This window comes from Pseudalkalibacillus salsuginis (assembly GCF_021646685.1).
In the GTDB taxonomy this organism is placed as follows: Bacteria; Bacillota; Bacilli; order Bacillales; family Fictibacillaceae; genus Pseudalkalibacillus; species Pseudalkalibacillus salsuginis.
The window spans coordinates 691,726-708,780 of sequence record NZ_JAKJHW010000002.1 but is presented as its reverse complement, the minus strand read 5'-3'; the positions used below and the strand labels follow the sequence as shown (position 1 = coordinate 708,780).

13 protein-coding genes are annotated in these 17,055 nt (G+C 43.1%); 7 read left to right on the top strand and 6 right to left on the bottom strand.

All coding sequences use genetic code 11. The features are described 5' to 3' along the window. Window positions 1-82 precede the first annotated feature (82 nt). Window positions 83-595, top strand: coding sequence for a YbaK/EbsC family protein (locus tag L1611_RS08540; protein WP_236312649.1), 513 nt, complete (start codon window positions 83-85; stop codon window positions 593-595). Window positions 596-1,069: 474 nt separating this feature from the next. Here L1611_RS08540 and L1611_RS08535 read toward each other — a convergent pair whose 3' ends face one another. The 3 genes from L1611_RS08535 to L1611_RS08525 form a co-directional block, all read right to left on the bottom strand. Continuing rightward, window positions 1,070-1,618, bottom strand: a complete 549-nt coding sequence (locus tag L1611_RS08535; protein ID WP_225067325.1) for a GbsR/MarR family transcriptional regulator — start codon at window positions 1,616-1,618, stop codon at window positions 1,070-1,072. A gap of 113 nt (window positions 1,619-1,731) precedes the next feature. Beyond that, complete coding sequence (locus tag L1611_RS08530) at window positions 1,732-2,907, bottom strand: M20 metallopeptidase family protein (RefSeq protein ID WP_236312648.1); 1,176 nt, start codon at window positions 2,905-2,907, stop codon at window positions 1,732-1,734. A 49-nt stretch (window positions 2,908-2,956) separates the two neighbouring features. Further along, window positions 2,957-4,540 (bottom strand): ABC transporter substrate-binding protein, encoded by a 1,584-nt coding sequence (locus L1611_RS08525; protein WP_236312647.1) that lies wholly within the window; start codon window positions 4,538-4,540, stop codon window positions 2,957-2,959. 345 nt (window positions 4,541-4,885) lie between these two features. Between L1611_RS08525 and L1611_RS08520 the strand changes: the two genes are divergently transcribed. The 3 genes from L1611_RS08520 (at window position 4,886) to L1611_RS08510 (ending at window position 7,681) form a co-directional block, all read left to right on the top strand. Further along, window positions 4,886-5,224: a hypothetical protein gene (locus tag L1611_RS08520; protein ID WP_236312646.1), complete on the top strand. Its 339-nt coding sequence runs from the start codon at window positions 4,886-4,888 to the stop codon at window positions 5,222-5,224. A 150-nt stretch (window positions 5,225-5,374) separates the two neighbouring features. After that, complete coding sequence (locus tag L1611_RS08515; protein WP_236312645.1) at window positions 5,375-5,857, top strand: GyrI-like domain-containing protein; 483 nt, start codon at window positions 5,375-5,377, stop codon at window positions 5,855-5,857. Between the two features lie 123 nt (window positions 5,858-5,980). Then, window positions 5,981-7,681 carry a DUF2207 domain-containing protein gene (locus tag L1611_RS08510; protein ID WP_236312644.1) on the top strand — a complete coding sequence of 567 codons (1,701 nt, stop codon included), beginning with the start codon at window positions 5,981-5,983 and terminating at the stop codon, window positions 7,679-7,681. A 183-nt stretch (window positions 7,682-7,864) separates the two neighbouring features. Here the strand turns inward: L1611_RS08510 and L1611_RS08505 are convergent, their stop codons facing one another. Beyond that, on the bottom strand, window positions 7,865-10,534 hold the full coding sequence (locus L1611_RS08505) for a phosphoenolpyruvate synthase (protein WP_236312643.1): 2,670 nt from the start codon (window positions 10,532-10,534) through the stop codon (window positions 7,865-7,867). A gap of 383 nt (window positions 10,535-10,917) precedes the next feature. On the opposite strand from L1611_RS08505, the gene L1611_RS08500 reads away from it, so the two are divergent. Beyond that, window positions 10,918-11,463, top strand: coding sequence for a GNAT family N-acetyltransferase (locus L1611_RS08500; RefSeq protein WP_236312642.1), 546 nt, complete (start codon window positions 10,918-10,920; stop codon window positions 11,461-11,463). 276 nt (window positions 11,464-11,739) lie between these two features. Here the strand turns inward: L1611_RS08500 and L1611_RS08495 are convergent, their stop codons facing one another. Further along, window positions 11,740-13,512, bottom strand: a complete 1,773-nt coding sequence (locus L1611_RS08495) for a glycoside hydrolase family 3 protein (protein ID WP_322972528.1) — start codon at window positions 13,510-13,512, stop codon at window positions 11,740-11,742. Beyond that, complete coding sequence (locus L1611_RS08490) at window positions 13,509-14,414, bottom strand: endonuclease/exonuclease/phosphatase family protein (protein WP_236312641.1); 906 nt, start codon at window positions 14,412-14,414, stop codon at window positions 13,509-13,511. The genes L1611_RS08495 and L1611_RS08490 overlap by 4 nt, the downstream gene beginning before the upstream one ends. A gap of 691 nt (window positions 14,415-15,105) precedes the next feature. On the opposite strand from L1611_RS08490, the gene L1611_RS20795 reads away from it, so the two are divergent. Together L1611_RS20795 and L1611_RS08480 are read left to right on the top strand one after the other, a co-directional pair. Then, window positions 15,106-16,017, top strand: coding sequence for a response regulator (locus L1611_RS20795; protein ID WP_236312640.1), 912 nt, complete (start codon window positions 15,106-15,108; stop codon window positions 16,015-16,017). Further along, window positions 16,014-17,054 carry a HEAT repeat domain-containing protein gene (locus L1611_RS08480; RefSeq protein ID WP_236312639.1) on the top strand — a complete coding sequence of 347 codons (1,041 nt, stop codon included), beginning with the start codon at window positions 16,014-16,016 and terminating at the stop codon, window positions 17,052-17,054. The genes L1611_RS20795 and L1611_RS08480 overlap by 4 nt, the downstream gene beginning before the upstream one ends. Window position 17,055: the final 1 nt, after the last annotated feature.

The window sequence follows — 17,055 nt, the reverse complement described above, 5'->3', positions numbered from 1 at the left end:
AGGCGTTGGAGTAAGAATATTGCTCTGCTGTATTAAAGGATGTTATCATCTAACTTAATATCGGAAGGAAGGATGTATAGATATGTCGTTGGAAAGTGTAAAAAAACATTTTAAACAGTGGAACCGCGAAAATGATGTAATGGAGTTCGAAACATCAAGTGCCACGGTGGAAGAAGCAGCTGAAACGATTGGTGTCATGCCGGCGCAAATTGCAAAGACGCTTTCTTTCAGGGGGCAGGACGATAAAGATATCTTGATCGTTGCGGCGGGGGATGCAAAAATCGATAACAAAAAATTCCGCGAGTTGGTAGGGATCAAGGCACGCATGCTCAAGCCTGATGAAGTATTGGAGCAAACCGGCCATGTCGTCGGTGGCGTCTGCCCGTTCGGATTGACAAACGAAATGGATGTGTACCTCGATATTTCCATGAAACGCTTCGAGACTCTTTTCCCTGCATGTGGAAGCACCAACTCTGCCATCAAACTGACCCCAGAAGAGCTATTCGAGTATTCGCTTGCCAAAGAGTGGGTTGATGTGTGTAAAGGATGGACTGAAGAACTTGTTGCGGAAACTGTTACAGCCCACAGGGATTGACCTTATTCAAAGTATAATAGGACGCTATCCGACCATGATATGCTTCCCTCATAGTAGGCAGAAAAACCTGTCTATAATGAAGGGGATTTTTCTATAAGGAAACCAGGAAAACATATGATATCGAATTTAAGAAAAGGGCTGTTGACTGTCCGTTAGCTGATTTGAATAAATGGATTGGGAGAGTGGAAATAGTTCATGGAAAAGGGTCGGTGCCACCTGTAAGAGGTAACCGACTTTTTTTGGTTGATCCATTATAAAGCAATTATTGAAAAAAAGAAGTGCAATTACATATTAAACCGTGCAATTAAGAATGTTCCGATGCAATGATTTTTTGTAACCGCGCAATTAATTTTAATTCCGGTGCAATCATCCTCAGAAATCGTGCAATTCCGATCTATCAACCGAATTAAATAAAGAAAAAATCGCTCAGTGAGCGATTTTCTCCGAATGATGGATGAATTTACTGGAATATGATCATCTGTTGCTCATTTTGTCCCTGCTTTTCTTCGGAACATAGTCGAAGATCTCGTGGGTTTCGAATAATTCAATGACTCCGCTGACCCAAGAGAGATAGTCCAATCCATCATATAACTTTTCAAGGTCTTTCTCGATCAATGCTTTCGTTTCTTCATCCAGATTGTCTTCTTCAGCCAATTCCTTCAGCTCTCTGATAGATTTTCTCATCGAACTGGTTTTGGGGGTTATTTGTTTTCGCCAATGATAGCAAAAGAATTTGATGAAACTTTCATAATTATCTTCTTCGACCTGATAGATGTCCTTCCGTTCGCCTTTTTTCCAAACCTTTTTAACGAGGCCGATTTCAATCAGTTCCCTGACCGCATTGCTCATGCTTGCTTTGCTCATTCCCAACAGGCTTGCCATATCATCTAATGTCATCGGTTTTTCATAGTAATACATGATGGACATCAGACGCTTCAGGGTATGATGCATGCTGTATAATGTCTGGGATTCTGAATTCTGCTCAATGATCCGTTCTCTTATTTCTTTAAATTTCTCATTCAAGCGAAACACACCTTTAATTCCAAACTAGAATTACTTCGTCCTTCATCTTTTACTCTATTCTAGACCAAATATTTTGTAAAGTATATCCTGAACGTCTAAAATCCCTTAAACGATCATGAAGATCGGTTGATCACCGCTGATAGGAAGACCTTTCCGGCGATCAACATCGATTTTTCATCGACATCGAATTTCGGGTGATGGTGCGGATAGAATGCATTGATTTCAGGATTTCCTCCACCGATCCAAAAAAATGTACCAGGTAAAGCGTCGACATAATAAGCGAAGTCTTCGCCGCCCATATCCGGTGGTTTGACTGTGACGTTCTCTTCACCGACGATTTCCGTCGAAAGCTTTTTGATGTATTCGGTTTGTTCCGGGTGATTGTATAACGAGATATAGCCTCTATTATAGTTGACATCGATCGTTACACCATGTTTTTCCCCTGTTTTTTCACAAATCAGCTTTAATTCGTTTTCAACCTGGTCCCGGACATCCTGGTCATATGTTCTGACGGTTCCTTTCAAATAAGCTTTATCCGGGATGACGTTATGAGTGTCCCCACTTTGGAATGCGCCTACCGTCACGAGTGCAGGGTGGAGGGGGTCCACACGTCTGCTGACGATGTTTTGTAGATCAACGACAAGATGGCTTCCTATGATGACAGGATCTTTTGAACGATGTGGCTCAGCTGCGTGCCCACCTTTTCCTTTGATCGTAATATCGAATGCGTCAGACGAAGCCTGCACATATCCATCATTAAGCGCAACGGATCCGATCGGAAAATTCACTTCCACGTGGGCTCCGTATACTTCATCAACACCTTCAAGGCAACCATCTTCTACCATCGCTTTTGCTCCACCAGGGGCCATTTCCTCTGCATGCTGGTGAAGGAAAACGACTTCCCCTTCAAGTTCATCTTTTATATGGCTCAACACTTTCGCGACTCCGAGCAAGGCTCCTGTGTGGATATCATGTCCGCATGCATGACTGACACCAGGGACCTTTGATTTGTAGGGGGCATCTTTTTCATCATTGACGAGTAATGCATCGAAATCCGCACGCAAAGCGAGTGTTTTCCCAGGTTTTCCACCCTTTAAACGACCGACGACCCCATTGCCGCCGACTTTCGTTTTCACTTCCAATCCCAAGTCTTCCAGGTATTTCGCGATCATTTCCGGTGTCCGTTTCTCCTGGAAAGAGATTTCTGGATGCATGTGAAGGTCTCTTCTGATGTCGACCATTTCAGGATAGATTTTTTCTAATAGATCAAATGCTTTTTGTAACAACAAGTTAACGCCTCCAAACTCAAGTTATACATGATGACTGATTGTATATCTATTACTCGAATGAAATTTCCGTCGTGATGATCCTTCCTGTAGGATGTGGATCGAAACCTTTTAGATCAGCTCTTCCAGCCAGAGCAGGTGTCGCATGGACTAAAGGCACGATCGGCGGGTCCTCGTGCATGATTTCCTGAGCTCGTTTATATAACTTATCCCGTTTATCTTGATCCGTAATGGTCCGGGCTTCACTTAACAAGCGGTTCAGTTCATCGTTCGCATAGCGTGTGGAATTCAAGCTGCCAATGTTATCTTCATGCCATAAGTTGTAAATGAAATCATCGGCATCACCATTTGTTCCTGTCCAACCGAGAATAAATGAATCTGCTTCGCCTTCTTTGACTTTATCCAAGTAGGTCGCCCATTCATAAGAAACGATTTCTGCCTTTACACCGATTTTTTCAAGATCGGATTGAATCGATTCCGCTACTTTATTTGCATCAGGCATATAAGGACGTGCTACAGGCATTGCCCATAATTCCATTTTAAAACCGTCAGGATAACCTGCTTCTTTAAGTAGTTCTTTTGCTTTTTTAGGGTCATGCGGATACGCTTCAATTTCATCATTATAGCCTTGGATGACAGGCGGGATCGGATTTTTGGCAGGCTCTGCCTGGCCAGCGAAAAAGGCTTTGATGATGGCCTCCTTATCCACGGCATGATTCAATGCTTGGCGAACCAGCTTGTCATCGAACGGTTCTCTCTCAACGTTGAACCCTAAGTATCCTAGGTTAAGCGATGGCCTTGAAAAGACTTTAAAGTTTTCGCTTTGTTCGATCTCGTCAATGTTCTCTGGGTTCAGCCCATCCATCAAGTGAATCTCCCCGCTTTTCAACGCATTCAGGCGGTTGCTGTTATCCGGGATGATCCGGAATATGACCTGGTCCAATTTCGGATGACCATCTACCCAATAATCTTCATTTTTGTTCAAGGTCACCCTGTTTTTCCTTTTCCATTCTTCAAATGTGAACGGTCCAGTTCCGACCGTGTTACTGCCATATTCCTCTCCATGTTCTTCGATTGCTTCAGGGCTTGAGATCGAGAATGGCGTCAATGCAAGATCCTTCAAGAACGTAGGCTTTGGATATTTCAGTGTAAACTTGACCGTATGTTCATCAACAGCTTCCACCGATTCGATGACATGATTTTCATCGCCTTCGTAACCACCGAAAACAGATCCATACATGAAGAATTTATCTTCATCTGCATTCATCCATCGTTCAAAGTTATAAACGACGGCCTCAGCATTGAATGGAGTCCCGTCATGGAATTGCACACCCTCTTGAAGTGTAAATGTGTAACTCAATCCGTCATCTGACTCTGTCCACTCTTTTGCAAGAAGAGGTTCCACTTTTGTCTTCCCTTCAGTGAACGTGACCAACGTTTCCAAGATGCTTTGCGATACATTTTCTGAGACTGAATCCGTGACTTCAGCCGGGTCGAGGGAAACCGCATCACCTCCAAGCCCGATAACCAAAGTATCAGGCTTCTGGTCAGTTGCTTTCCCATCGCCATTGTTCGAGCATCCCACTAATGCAAGCATCAAACACATCAGTAGGATCAGAAAGCCTCTTCTAAACATTCCTTAACCAACTCCTAAATGATAAATTTATTATCATTGCCACTTCAAAATCGAAGGGGCATAATGACCTGGATTAAACTTCTTCAGGGATTGTCAGGCGTTTTGAATTCGTTTTTATGACTCATACAATATGTACAGTTTGTACAGTATATATTAAATGAAGTGTAAACCCATTATATCGGACATACCAGTCAATGTAAAATGAATATTCAGTATATTTGGGATTTTTTTATGTCAAAGTTTTGAACATGAAGTGGTTGAAGGAGGTTGCTTTCGAAAAAGTGAAACCGAATCAGGTTCGAAGCGTCTATTACATTATAAAAATAGCGATAAGGAGAATTTACTATGGAGCCGGTTTTCATGATTGAATATTTATTATTATTTGGAGCTTTCGGCCTTTATCAGGTCTGGGCTTTTCTGAAACGTAAATCATTAAAGGCGAAGCTGCTGCCGATGTTCCTCATCTGTGGAACAGGAATCGTCCTATCTTTTTTCTTGCGATGGTACCTTTTCATGTTTGTCGCTGTCCTAATCGAGACGATTCTATTTGTCACCATGGCTGTCCTCTTGATTGAGATTTTCATAGAATTCAATAAATCTGGGAAGACATCACGTTTGTGGAAGCTAGCTTTTTTCGAAATTCTTTTCATCCTCCTGTATCTCTGGTTAACGAGGATCATCTAATCGGCAACATTACAAAAACAAGAAGGAAAAATCTGGGCGTCGTAGAATCCTTATTTAGTTTAGTGAAATTCCGGACATCTATGACCTTAACCTCACAATAGGTATGGTCTTTTTCATTTGTCCATAAAAACGTTTGGAAGGAAGGATGACATGCAACAAAAAACGAAAGCCTTATTTGAATGTGAGGTAATGGAGAAGGAGTTCAACCTAGTTGGCCAAAGTGTGACAGCCAATTTTCCGGATGCTTTTCCGCAAGCAGCGATGGATATCCATTACAAATTTGAGCAACGAAGAGATGAAATCAAGAACGCTGTAAATCGTGACGTCATTTATGCTCCCTATATGTGCAACGAGATCGTTGCCACCTACTTCGGTTGCCTTGAAGTGAGGGACCTCGAATCGATCCCAGCGGCCATGGTCGGTTTTCATGTTCCAGCAACGAAGTACGCCAAAATCACCTGCACGAACAGGACGATTGAAGAAGGGTATACGAAACTATTCGAATGGATGAGAAATAACAGATACAAACAGAAATGGTTCGATCAATCATTCCCAATTGAAATTTTCTATATCGAAGAAGGGGTGGAAGAGGAGACAGTCGAGCTGCTCGTCCCGTTCATTGAGGATAAATAGGGGGACAAATTCGAGAAATCGGACAGCAATATGTTCAACGTGCAAGGTCATAAAAAAGACTAAAAGCATGAAACATTCCACACACTGTTTTCGTAGAATACCACTGAAAGCAGGTGTTGAAAGATGTTCAGACGATTTACCTCAATATTCATCATCCTATTGACGTTTGTGACCTTTCCTCTCCAGACATTTGCGGTGGAGTATTCGATCAACCGCACACAAATCGATGCGTATCTACAGGAAAACGGTAGCGTAAATGTAGAGGAAACACACACCTATGAATTTGAAGGGAAGTTCAATGGGATCACGAGAGAATTGATTCCGAAAAAGGGCACAGAGATAACTGATTTTAAGGCAAACGAAAACGGAAAGCCACTACAAGTTGAAAAAGAAGGATATATATATATAATCCACCGGAAAGGAAAAGACGAAACGATCACGATCGATCTCACCTATACGATCGAAAATGGTGTGGACGTTTATTCCGATGTCGGGGAATTCTACTGGCCATTCTTTGATGAAGGCAATGAATCCACCTATGAAGACCTGACTGTGACGGTCCAGCCGCCGAGCAAGACAGATGATGTGATCGCCTTCGGTTATGACGAAGCTTTTGATAAAGCATCCATTCAGCCTGACGGTACTGTCACTTTTAAGTTCGGTAAAGTTCCGGATGGCCGTAACGGCGATATCCGGGTCGCTTATGACCAGACACTTTTTCCGAGTGCAAACATGACACCAGATCAACCGATGAAAGACGAGATCCTCGGCGCTCAACGCAAGATAAATGAGGAAGCCGCTGCAAAAGCGGCAAGACGGAACACAATTGAGACGATCGGACAATTCGTCATTCCGATCTTTGCCTTCATCATCCTGGCATTGATTTTCACGACAGGTGTGAAAAGCCTGATTCGAAAACGTGCTGTAGAAAGAGAAGCGAACCTTTCAGATCGGATCCCGAACCAGTGGATAAGCTTACCAGCGACGATCTATTTTTCAAATTATAAACTCCTCCCCCCTGAAGCCTTATCCGCAGCCTTGTTGGATCTCGTCAGGCAGGATTATGTGAAACAAGATTCGGAAAACCGATTCCGTATTGTCACACGGGAAGGTACCATGAAACAAGAAAAAGTCCTCATGGAATGGTTGTTTGATGAAATCGGTGAAAACGAAAAATTCGGCTTCGAAGACCTGACCCGTTATGCGAAAAAGAAAAGCAACCACGAAACCTACCAAATATACCAGACGAGATGGAAGCAAGCGCTGGAGGAAGAAGTGAGAGAACAGAAACTGTATGAGGGTAAAGTGAGGTATCGTTTAGGAGTTGGCCTGTCAAGTCTATTGGTGCTACCGTTCATCATCCTTTTTCCGATATACGGGTTGTTTTTCTGGATGTTGATGTCGATCATCGTCCTAATCGTGACCATCACCTATGCCTTCGCTTACCATCCGCTTACATGGAAGGGGGCACTGATCGCTTTTGAATGGAAAGCGTTCAAGGAAAAGTTCCGAAAGCTTTCTGACGACGACTGGCAATCATGGCTAGAGGATGACCGGATGAGAGCCTTCATCTACGGGTTAGGTACGAGGGATAAAAAAATCCTTAAGAAAAACGAAGAGCTTGCCAAGGTTTTTTATGGTTCAAAAACAAGCAGCCCGGAAGTCGTTTATTCTATGGATGTAAGCACCATGATCATCCTCGCTTCAGTGGCTTCCGCAAGCTTCAGTACAGCAAATGAATCAACCAATCCATCCTCCTCAAGCAGTTCCACGGGAACAGGCGGAGGTGTCGGTGGGGGCGGAGGAGGATCAGGGGCATTTTAAAGAATGGGATAAAGTGCTGAGAAAATGCGTATCAGGATGAAGGATTGTGTCCTATTCTTTTGTCCCAAAATGAAACAAAGTAATTAATCGCCCCTCTTCAAGTCGGGGCGATTTTCTTTCGGTGGATGTTTCTACTATATGTTGGTTGTAGTTGCAAAAAGTATCGCTATATAGGGGAGTGTCTTATTCACTGTGATCCCCTTCTATTATTTGTACATATCCTTCTTCAGCATTTACCCGGATCCTCTGTCCGTTTTTGATTTTTTGAGTTGCCCCATCTATTCCGACGACCGCAGGAATCCCATACTCACGCGCTACAACCGAACCATGCGTCATCGTACCTCCAATCTCCATGACCAGGGCTTTAGCTGACTGGAACAATGGTGTCCAGCCCGGATCAGTGAAAGGAGCGATCAGAATTTCACCTTCCTGTAAATTGGATTCCTCTGGTTTCAAAACGACTCTTGCAATACCTTCAACATTACCTGCGGAGGCAGGTGTTCCAATCAAAGCTCCCTCAGGCGCATGGATATCAGAAAGTACAGCTGTGACTGATTCACCATCACTCGTCAATATGCGAGGAGGCGTAAGTTTTGCATAATGGGAATAAGCTTCTTTCCGCTCCTGGATGATTGAGTCGATATCACCTTCAAAGTTCCCGTGCATGATCGAAAGGAGATCATGCAATGAAAAATAGTACATATCTTCTGTCTGTTGAAGCCTGTTTTCTTCGACCAGTCGTCTTCCTCCCTCTAATAAAGCTTGCCGGTACTGATCCATATAATGGACAAGTACATATTTATGGTGTTCTCTCATACCCATCAAATGGCGGGAGACGGAGACTAGCCGTTTGATAATCCTGGCTTTCCACCAACCGTCAGACAATTCTTTGGCTCGTTGGATCAAACGTTCAGCAGCTTTGTCGGCTTCCAGCTGGCCTTGCTTGAATTTTTTCCGGTGTTGGCCAGGTGCTACACTCCGGACATGGGTCAGGATAGAGGGGACGAGTTGGGTAGGGGCTTCGTGCCATCTAGGTTTGGTAATATCAATTTCCCCAGAACAGCGCATGCCATAGTTGTCCATGAAGTCCTCGAATTCTTCCCGGAAGGCATGTCCCCCGTTTAATCGGTCCATCCCCTGGTAAAAAGTCTCATCTTCAGCAGTTTCAAGATATTTGAATAGCTCAGGGTGTTCTCTCACGATATCCGCAAGGTCTCCGACTTTAAGGCCCATTTCGCTTGTCACATTGCCTGGCAGTGATTTTTGTAACAATTTCACATCTTGGTCATCCCCTAACCACCAGTTCGACAACATCCTTAATAATTTATTTGCGACCATTCCCGATACAAAATAAGGGAATAACTTGGGTAGGATTGAGAGGAACAATGTCCCGACGCTATCTTGAATTTTTCTGATCCGATCAGTACTTGAGAATCCTGATAATTGTTCTTTGGCTTCTTTTACGAAGCGATCGAGGGTTTGATCTGCTTCCCTAGCCGCTTTTTCAGGATTCGCAAATAGAACGTTTTTCATCACTTTCGTACCGACCGGGCTGAGAAGTTTGATGGCACCCCTTTTTATTGCGGGATTCGACTGTGCATCCTTCATGAATTCATCACGCTGGACCAAGTTTGATAGAGCATTCGCCATTTTTTCGTCCATCGCCTTCATCAAGAAAGTATACAGAATACGCGACTCCTTCAGATAGAGGACATTGGTAAGATCGATATAAATTCTGCCGCCAATCTCCTGAACATAAGGACATTCAGAAGCGACCGTCTCTTTCCCGAAAGGAAATAATGTTTTCCATAAGGATGAAGCTAAAGGTTTCATTACATCCGTCATCATTTGGGCATGGCTGACAGATACATAAGCATGTAACCTATCATCCTTCTTTTCAGGTAAAGGATATAGGGATGTGATCGGACGGCTCTGTACAATGTGAAATTCACCATCGACCAAGCACCATTCAATATCTTGTTCCGAGCCATAATGTGCTTCAATCGCCTTTCCTATTTCCGCCAAACGAATGATTTCGTCATCCTTCAGTGCTTGTTCACCCTGTTTATCAGGAGGGAGTTCCTCTGTGACGGTTCCGCCTTCCGGTTTGGAAAAAATCGCAATCTTCTTTTCAGAAATCTGTTTTTTAATAATTTCGCTTTCCCGGACATGATACAAATCGGCAGAGACGACTCCAGACACAAGGGCCTCACCTAAGCCGAAGCTGGCATCAATCGATAGCGTCTCCCGATGGCCCGTGATGGGATCAGCGGTGAACATGATACCGGATACGTCGGGATTGACCATTTCCTGCACGACGACGGATAGGAAGACAGACCGATGATCAAACCCGTTTTTCGTTCGATAGGAGATGGCTCGATCGGTGAATAAGGAAGCCCAACAATTCTGGATAGCTTGAAGAAGCTCCTCCTGCCCCCGAATATTCAAATAAGTATCCTGTTGCCCCGCGAATGAAGCATTTGGCAAATCTTCAGCTGTAGCGGAAGAACGTACGGCATACGATTTTTCCTGTCCTATAGTGATCCATGCCTCTATAATGCTTGATTTGATCGAATCTGAAATAGTTAGGGATTTCAAATGGTTCCGGATCCTTTGGCCTAATCTACGGATTTCATCCAAGTCGTCAGCCCTTACTTTTACAAGTTGATTGAATAGTTCCTCCATCTCTGTGCTTGATTCGATGAATGTACGGTAAGCCGATGTTGAAACACAGAAGCCATCAGGAATGGGTAATCCAACTTTTGTCATTTCACCAAGGTTTGCACCTTTTCCTCCTACATTGGGTAAATGTGTTTTGTCGATTTCAGCAAAGTGAAGAACATATTTTTCCAATTCGCTTCCTCCTTCGGATCGATTCGTTTTTTACGGATGATTGTGGATTGAATTATAAACATTGTGTTGATAATACAACGATGTGTTCGCTGTCATTCTATCCAATATCAAGCGATCCGACCATAAACAATATACGTCGATCTGTTGCATAACGAACACATATAGGAGATGAATCTATATTTAAGACATAAATAAAGAAATTGTTGATTGATCGAATGGAGGGAAAAGGAGAACCGGACACTTGTTTCTCCCATCGTGACAACTCATTAAATGGTATGATTATGGTGATTAATTGGAGTTATAACCAACACCTTATTGTTTAAACCGTGTCATTGTGGCTTCATAAGGTGGATGCATTGTATCGTTTAGGGGAGGGGAACAGGATGGTGACGTTTGAAATTAGACGGCCGAGAGATGGTGACATACAAAAGGTGAATCGATTTTTCAGGTTAGTGATTACAGACACGTTCAGGAAAGAAGGTATAGAGCAGAAAATTGAAGATATGGAAGAAGAAATCGAAAGTAAGAGAAAATATTTAGATTACGACCTAGCAAGTAATGGTCAGAAACGGTATTTTCTGATTGCTGTGGCTGATGACGAGGTCATTGGGTCGATTGAATATGGACCCGTAAGTGATCTCATACGAACGTGTACGAATGAAGCTTTAAAAGACCTGGTGGAGGTAGGGACAGTCTTCGTCCATCCAGACTATCAGGGGAAGGGGTTCGGCAATTCCTTGTTGAATGCGATGTTTCTTTCTTTAAAGAAGAAAGGAATGGAAGAATTCTGTTTAGACAGCGGATATGACAATGCTCAAAAAATCTGGAAAAAGAAATTCGGTGAACCTGATTATTCGCTTAAGGATTATTGGGGGGAAGGATTGGATCATTTGATTTGGAAAGTCAAGATCAACGACGTATTAAAATAACGAAGAAAAGCGAAAACGCCCTGGTTAACCACGAAGGTCACAGGAAGTCAGACGAGGAGGCTCGAACCAAACAAAGTTCGGTTCTGTGTGGGTAACTTCTTAAGTAGGACTTCAATGTGTCGACCCCCCCAGGAGGACTGAAGTGATCCAAGTGGTTGGTCGTTGGAGCTGGACAGTTCTTCACCATAACCAAAATTTTTATTCAAGAAAGGGCTGTCTGATCACTTTTTGTGTGGACAGCCCCATTTTGTATCAAATGGTGATCACGAATCTCAATCAGTAAGATAGTCCATGACCGTATTCGTAAAGGTCTGGGATGGTGACAGGGAGTTTGCCTGTAGGATTCACTTCGCCGGCGATGACTTTCGCAAGCGCTTTAACCGAGACATCCCGAAATCCGTAGGTCACCACATTGGCGTGAACGTCAGGAAATGCGATGATATCGTAGGGATTCCGCATTGAGGCGACGACCACTTCCTTACCTGTTTCCATCAATTCTTTTACGAACCGCTGTTGTGCATTGTTGAGATTTGCGCTATAAGCGGTCACAATTACCGTATCTTTATCAGCAGCCTGCTGGACAGCGTTCGCAATTTGGGTCGAGGTCGGGCTTGTTCCAGTCGCATATGCTGCTGCGGAGTATCCCTTTTTCGACAATAAGTCAGCTAGCATTCCTGGATTTCCGATCGAAGGACCTGTGATCAAGACATCTTTTTCCGTATCAAGCGGCAATACATCATCATTTTTTACAAGTGTGATGCTGTCTTCCGTCATTTGGTCTGCAAGCGCCAGATTCCCCTCTTGACCGATATTTTCAATCGCGTCTTCAGGTGTCTTTGGGTCATGGAATAGCCCCCGTTTAAACTTCAACTCCAGGATACGGAAGACCGACTCATTCAATCGTTTCCCTGAAATTTCACCGCTTTTCACCGCGTCCAAAACCGCATTGTAGGCAAGTGGGACATCAGGCGGATTCAGTAAAATGTCTGCTCCAGCTATGAAAGCCTCGACCGGTACACGATCGGGAGGAACGACATTCGCTCCGGACATTCCTAGGCTGTCTGTGATGATGACACCGTCAAACCCCATTTCCTTACGAAGCAAGTCCGTCAGGATCGGTTTGGACAATGTGGCAGGAAGTCCAGAATCATCGAGGGCGGGGACGACGATATGGGCAGGCATGATCGCATCGATTCCGGCATCGATCGCAGCTTTGAATGGTTTTAAATCAACTTCGTGTAACGTCTCAAGATCATGGTTGATGATCGGGAGACCATAGTGGGAATCCACATCCGTGTCGCCATGGCCAGGGAAGTGTTTTGCTGTCGCCATCACGTTTTCATTTTGATATCCGGTTACTTGAGCGGCACCCATTTCTGCTACTAGATCAGGATTCTCCGAAAAAGATCGAACCCCGATGACCGGATTATCCGGATTCATATTCACATCCAATACAGGAGCGAGATCCATATTGATGCCAAGGCTCTTCAATTCAAGTCCCATGATTTCAGCAGATTGCCGTGCATACTCGGCAGATCTGGTTGCGCCAAGTGCCATGTTCCCCGGGAAAACCGTAGCAGGTTCTGTCACACGGGCCACCACACCACCTTCTTGATCCGTCGCAATCATCAACGGGATCGGCATCCGTTGCTCCATCGCGATATCCTGCAACCCGTTCGAGAGGGCATTGACCTGTCCGAAGTCAATCGGTGTTCCGATATTGTCCGTCCAGTTGAAGTAGATGATACCCCCGATGTGGTACTTCTCAATCGCTTCTTTGAAGTTTTTCACGCCACGGTTCCGCCTTAAGTTGGTCTCTTCATAACTCGGATCGGTAGGTGTTTGTCCATAGACATGGATCATAAACAATTGACCGACCTTTTCCTCTAGGCTCATGTGTTGAATTTTATTCTGGATCCAACCTCTGCGCGCTTCTTCATCATCCCAACCCGGCTTGGTCGGGTCATCCCAGGATGCATTTGCAAAACTTGGTACGAAGAGAAGCATGGCTATCATCAAAAGTGTCGCTCTAGCAAAGAACTTTTTCAAGGTAATTCATCCCCTTTCAAAATCGGTCCATTATTTCCTCGGGCCAAAGTGATGTCCGCAATGACAGGCAAATGGTCGGAAGCTAGTGTAGATAATACTTCGCTATGTTGTATAGTCATTTTATCGGATGTAAAAATGTAATCGATTCGCTTGCTTGGTGAAAGGGCGGAGTATGTAAATCCAGGCGAATCATCTGGGTTGATGCTCCATGCATCAGTGAAATTATCGAATAACGGCGACAACTCTGGTGCATTAGGTATGGCGTTCATATCACCGACAAGAATCTTGTCACCAGCCTGATCCTCAAAGATATTCAGCATATCATCGACCTGGATCATTCGGACGGTCGGATCACCGCGGTAATCCAAATGAGTGACGTAAAAAGGGACGATTTTTCCATTCACATTAATGATGGCTTCAGCAAATCCTGGTGAAGGTGTCGGTTTAGGTTCGGCATTTTGTGTAGAAAGTCTCGTAATCTCGTGGTTAGTTGCTTGAAGAATCGGATACTTGCTAAGTACAGCTACTCCAAATTGTCTTCTAGGGGTATCTTCTGAAGGAGGATCGAAATCATAAATTGGGGCGAAGAAATAATGCATGTCCAGCTGCTCGGCGATGTCTTTGACGATGTTGTCATAGTTGCTGCGTGCTCCCCAATGTACATCGACTTCCTGTAAGCCGATGATCTCTGCACCGGACTCCTCAATGACCTTGGCGATCCGTTCAGTGTCATACACACCATCTGACCCGGCTCCAGCATGGATATTGTACGTCATGACACGGATATTTACCTCTGTACCGGTGGAATCCTCTTTGGCGAATACGGTTCCGGATCCACCGACCATACCGGAGATGAGCATTCCCAATACAGCAACACGTAGCATCAACTTGAAAACATTCAAATCGTGTCCACTCCCTTTCAATGGATTACGCTTACATGGAAAAGTGTAGCAACAACTGGTATAGATGTCTATACGACCATGTTCCTTAATATACCAATTCGAGGACAAAACATAGGACCCTTGTATCAGTTAAGAGGAAGTGTTACGAAAAATAAGTAGATAAGTAACATACGAGGCTAGCGGGATATGATGAAATAACATAGGCGAGAAATTGCCCGCAGAGAGCGATTATATTTCCGAATTCAATCTATACGATAGACTGCCTTTCTTAAAGACATAAAGATTGTATTGAATAAAAAAAATTGTAATAATTAGTAGTATCTAGTTCTGTGAGTAAAGTCCTATTTTTCAGCGAGGTTTGTTAAAAGCAATCGATGGGTGGCAAGCCAGGGTAAAACCTTTTTAATTTGGTTGACATTTTCGTCTTAGCAGCATAGTCCATGCTTGAATTTATATTCAAACCAGCCGAAATAATGGGTGAGAGCCATAAAACACATTATACATAATCTTCCGAATTTATATAGGTTGGTGACTTGATGTGCCCCAACAGCCTATTATCAGTTCCGTCATCAGATTGGGTGTAAAAATGGGAGGATGAAGTCACTTTATAAGAAAAGAGCTGGATGCCGATAGAATTATAAATGGTCTTTCTTCAATAAACGTAGATAAGAGAAAATGAGGTGTATGAAGGGTGGACAAAATCCGGGAAAGTAATCAATCAGGAGGCATGTTGCTTGATGAGAGACAGGCAGTGCGATTCTTCGATGTATTGAAGGCAAATGTCGAACGTTCCAAAACCTCCATGACAGCCATTTTCCTGACGGTTCATAGTCAGACGATTTTCCGGAAGGAAGACGAGGATTTCATCGATCAAGGGATTACATCCTATTTAGTAAGTAAGATCAGACAGACAGACGTAGTCGTCAAATTGTCAAAACCTTATCAATGGGCTGTCATTTTATCACAAAGTAAAGAAGAAGAAGCAAAAGCGTTCTTAGAACGTATATTTAACGATGTAAAAGATAGTGATGATCGCTTATTCCTGATCTATGATCTGATATTTTCTTCGGGTGTCGCTGAGATCGGGAATGGCGATGTACAATTTGAAGATTTGTTGGACAAAGGACAACAAGCGTTAGCCAATTCTTCAAGAACAGGAGATTGGGTTATTGAGTATGTCATTGATTATAAAGAAAAGAACATGGAGGAAGTTAAGGTAAGTATCATCGAGGAAGATGAAATCCTTACGAATATCCTGACTGCTACTCTACATAACATATCTTCGGATCAGTTTCAGCTGCTTATAAGGATGTTCCAAGAGGGGGAGGACTTTCTTCAATCAGATTGGTCTTCCACAAGTCATACACACCTGATCATCATGAATGATATTTTACCAAGAAAGAATGGTTTGGAAGTTTTGCATATGATCAGGAAGCTCCCGAATAACAAACGATTCATCATTTATATGATGACGAAAAGAAACTCAGAAGAAGATATCATTTATGCATACGAGAGCGGAGTCGATCATTACATCATAAAACCATTCAACATTCGCCTGCTTGAAGCACAATTGAAAAGAACACTGGAAAGGTTATGGGTATGATCGGCTTATCGATTGAGATATTAAGCAGAATAATTATCGTCAACCTGTTGATCCTTATGTGTTTAGCCATATATGTCATCATTCTGCATAAGAGAAAAAACATACAGATCAGACGTGACGAGAAGTATTTAAAGGAGATCCAACATGGCTGGTATCACTATCTCATCAATAAAGGAGAAAGAGCAGATAAAAGATTGGTTCCTGAAAATGAAGATGAGATTCGAGTAATAGAGAAAATATTATCAAGCTATTTGGCGAATATATCGAATCCAGATATCCACAAAAAAATAAGAAGTTTTTCAAATCAATACCTGAGTCACTATTATGGTGATCAGCTTAAGCGAAGAAAGTGGAGTGCAAGGATGAACGCATTATACCGGATTTCTGATTTTCAAATTGACATTCTTCTCGACGACTGCAAAAAACAAGAACTTAAAAAATGTTCAAAGGAAGAGTGGTTACAATTACTTAAAATCTATTCGAAATTCGACATTAACTCATGCATAGAGAAAATCATCATTGAACCAGTCCTATTTTCAGAACATGAATATCGAAAACTAGTACTCAATTTCGAGCAGGACCATCTCGAAAGATTGCTGCAGGTGTTCGATGAAGTACCGAGACCCTGTCAATTTTCAATCATTGATACGTTAGGGCTGAAGCGAGAGACGGATTATGTCCCTTTCTTAGAAGGACTGTTACATCATGAAGAAGCTGAAATACGTATCCGATTGTTGAAAGCGATTTATGAGAGTGGGTGGATCATAAACCCCGAGACTTATCTGCATTTTGTCCATTCATCTTTATGGGAAGAAAGGTTGATGGTGACCAAGCTATTAGGCCGATTACCCTTGGATGAGACTTTTTCCTGCTTCAAGATCCTATTGGAGGATGAGTCTTGGTGGGTCCGTAATCAGGCAGCGAAAACAGTCGGAAGCATCAAAAATGGAAAAGAAAAGCTGCAAGCCTTTATTCAAACGTCGAGGGATAAATTTGCCATTGAAATGGTAAATGAAATCCTTAAGAAAGGATCTTGAA

Excerpts from the sequence above, each read along its gene's own strand:
- L1611_RS08540 (WP_236312649.1), top strand. The coding sequence starts at position 83 with ATGTCGTTGGAAAGTGTAAAAAAACATTTTAAACAGTGGAACCGCGAA.
- L1611_RS08525 (WP_236312647.1), bottom strand. The coding sequence starts at position 4,540 with ATGTTTAGAAGAGGCTTTCTGATCCTACTGATGTGTTTGATGCTTGCA.
- L1611_RS08520 (WP_236312646.1), top strand. The coding sequence starts at position 4,886 with ATGGAGCCGGTTTTCATGATTGAATATTTATTATTATTTGGAGCTTTC.
- L1611_RS08515 (WP_236312645.1), top strand. The coding sequence starts at position 5,375 with ATGCAACAAAAAACGAAAGCCTTATTTGAATGTGAGGTAATGGAGAAG.
- L1611_RS08510 (WP_236312644.1), top strand. The coding sequence starts at position 5,981 with ATGTTCAGACGATTTACCTCAATATTCATCATCCTATTGACGTTTGTG.
- L1611_RS08500 (WP_236312642.1), top strand. The coding sequence starts at position 10,918 with ATGGTGACGTTTGAAATTAGACGGCCGAGAGATGGTGACATACAAAAG.
- L1611_RS08480 (WP_236312639.1), top strand. The coding sequence starts at position 16,014 with ATGATCGGCTTATCGATTGAGATATTAAGCAGAATAATTATCGTCAAC.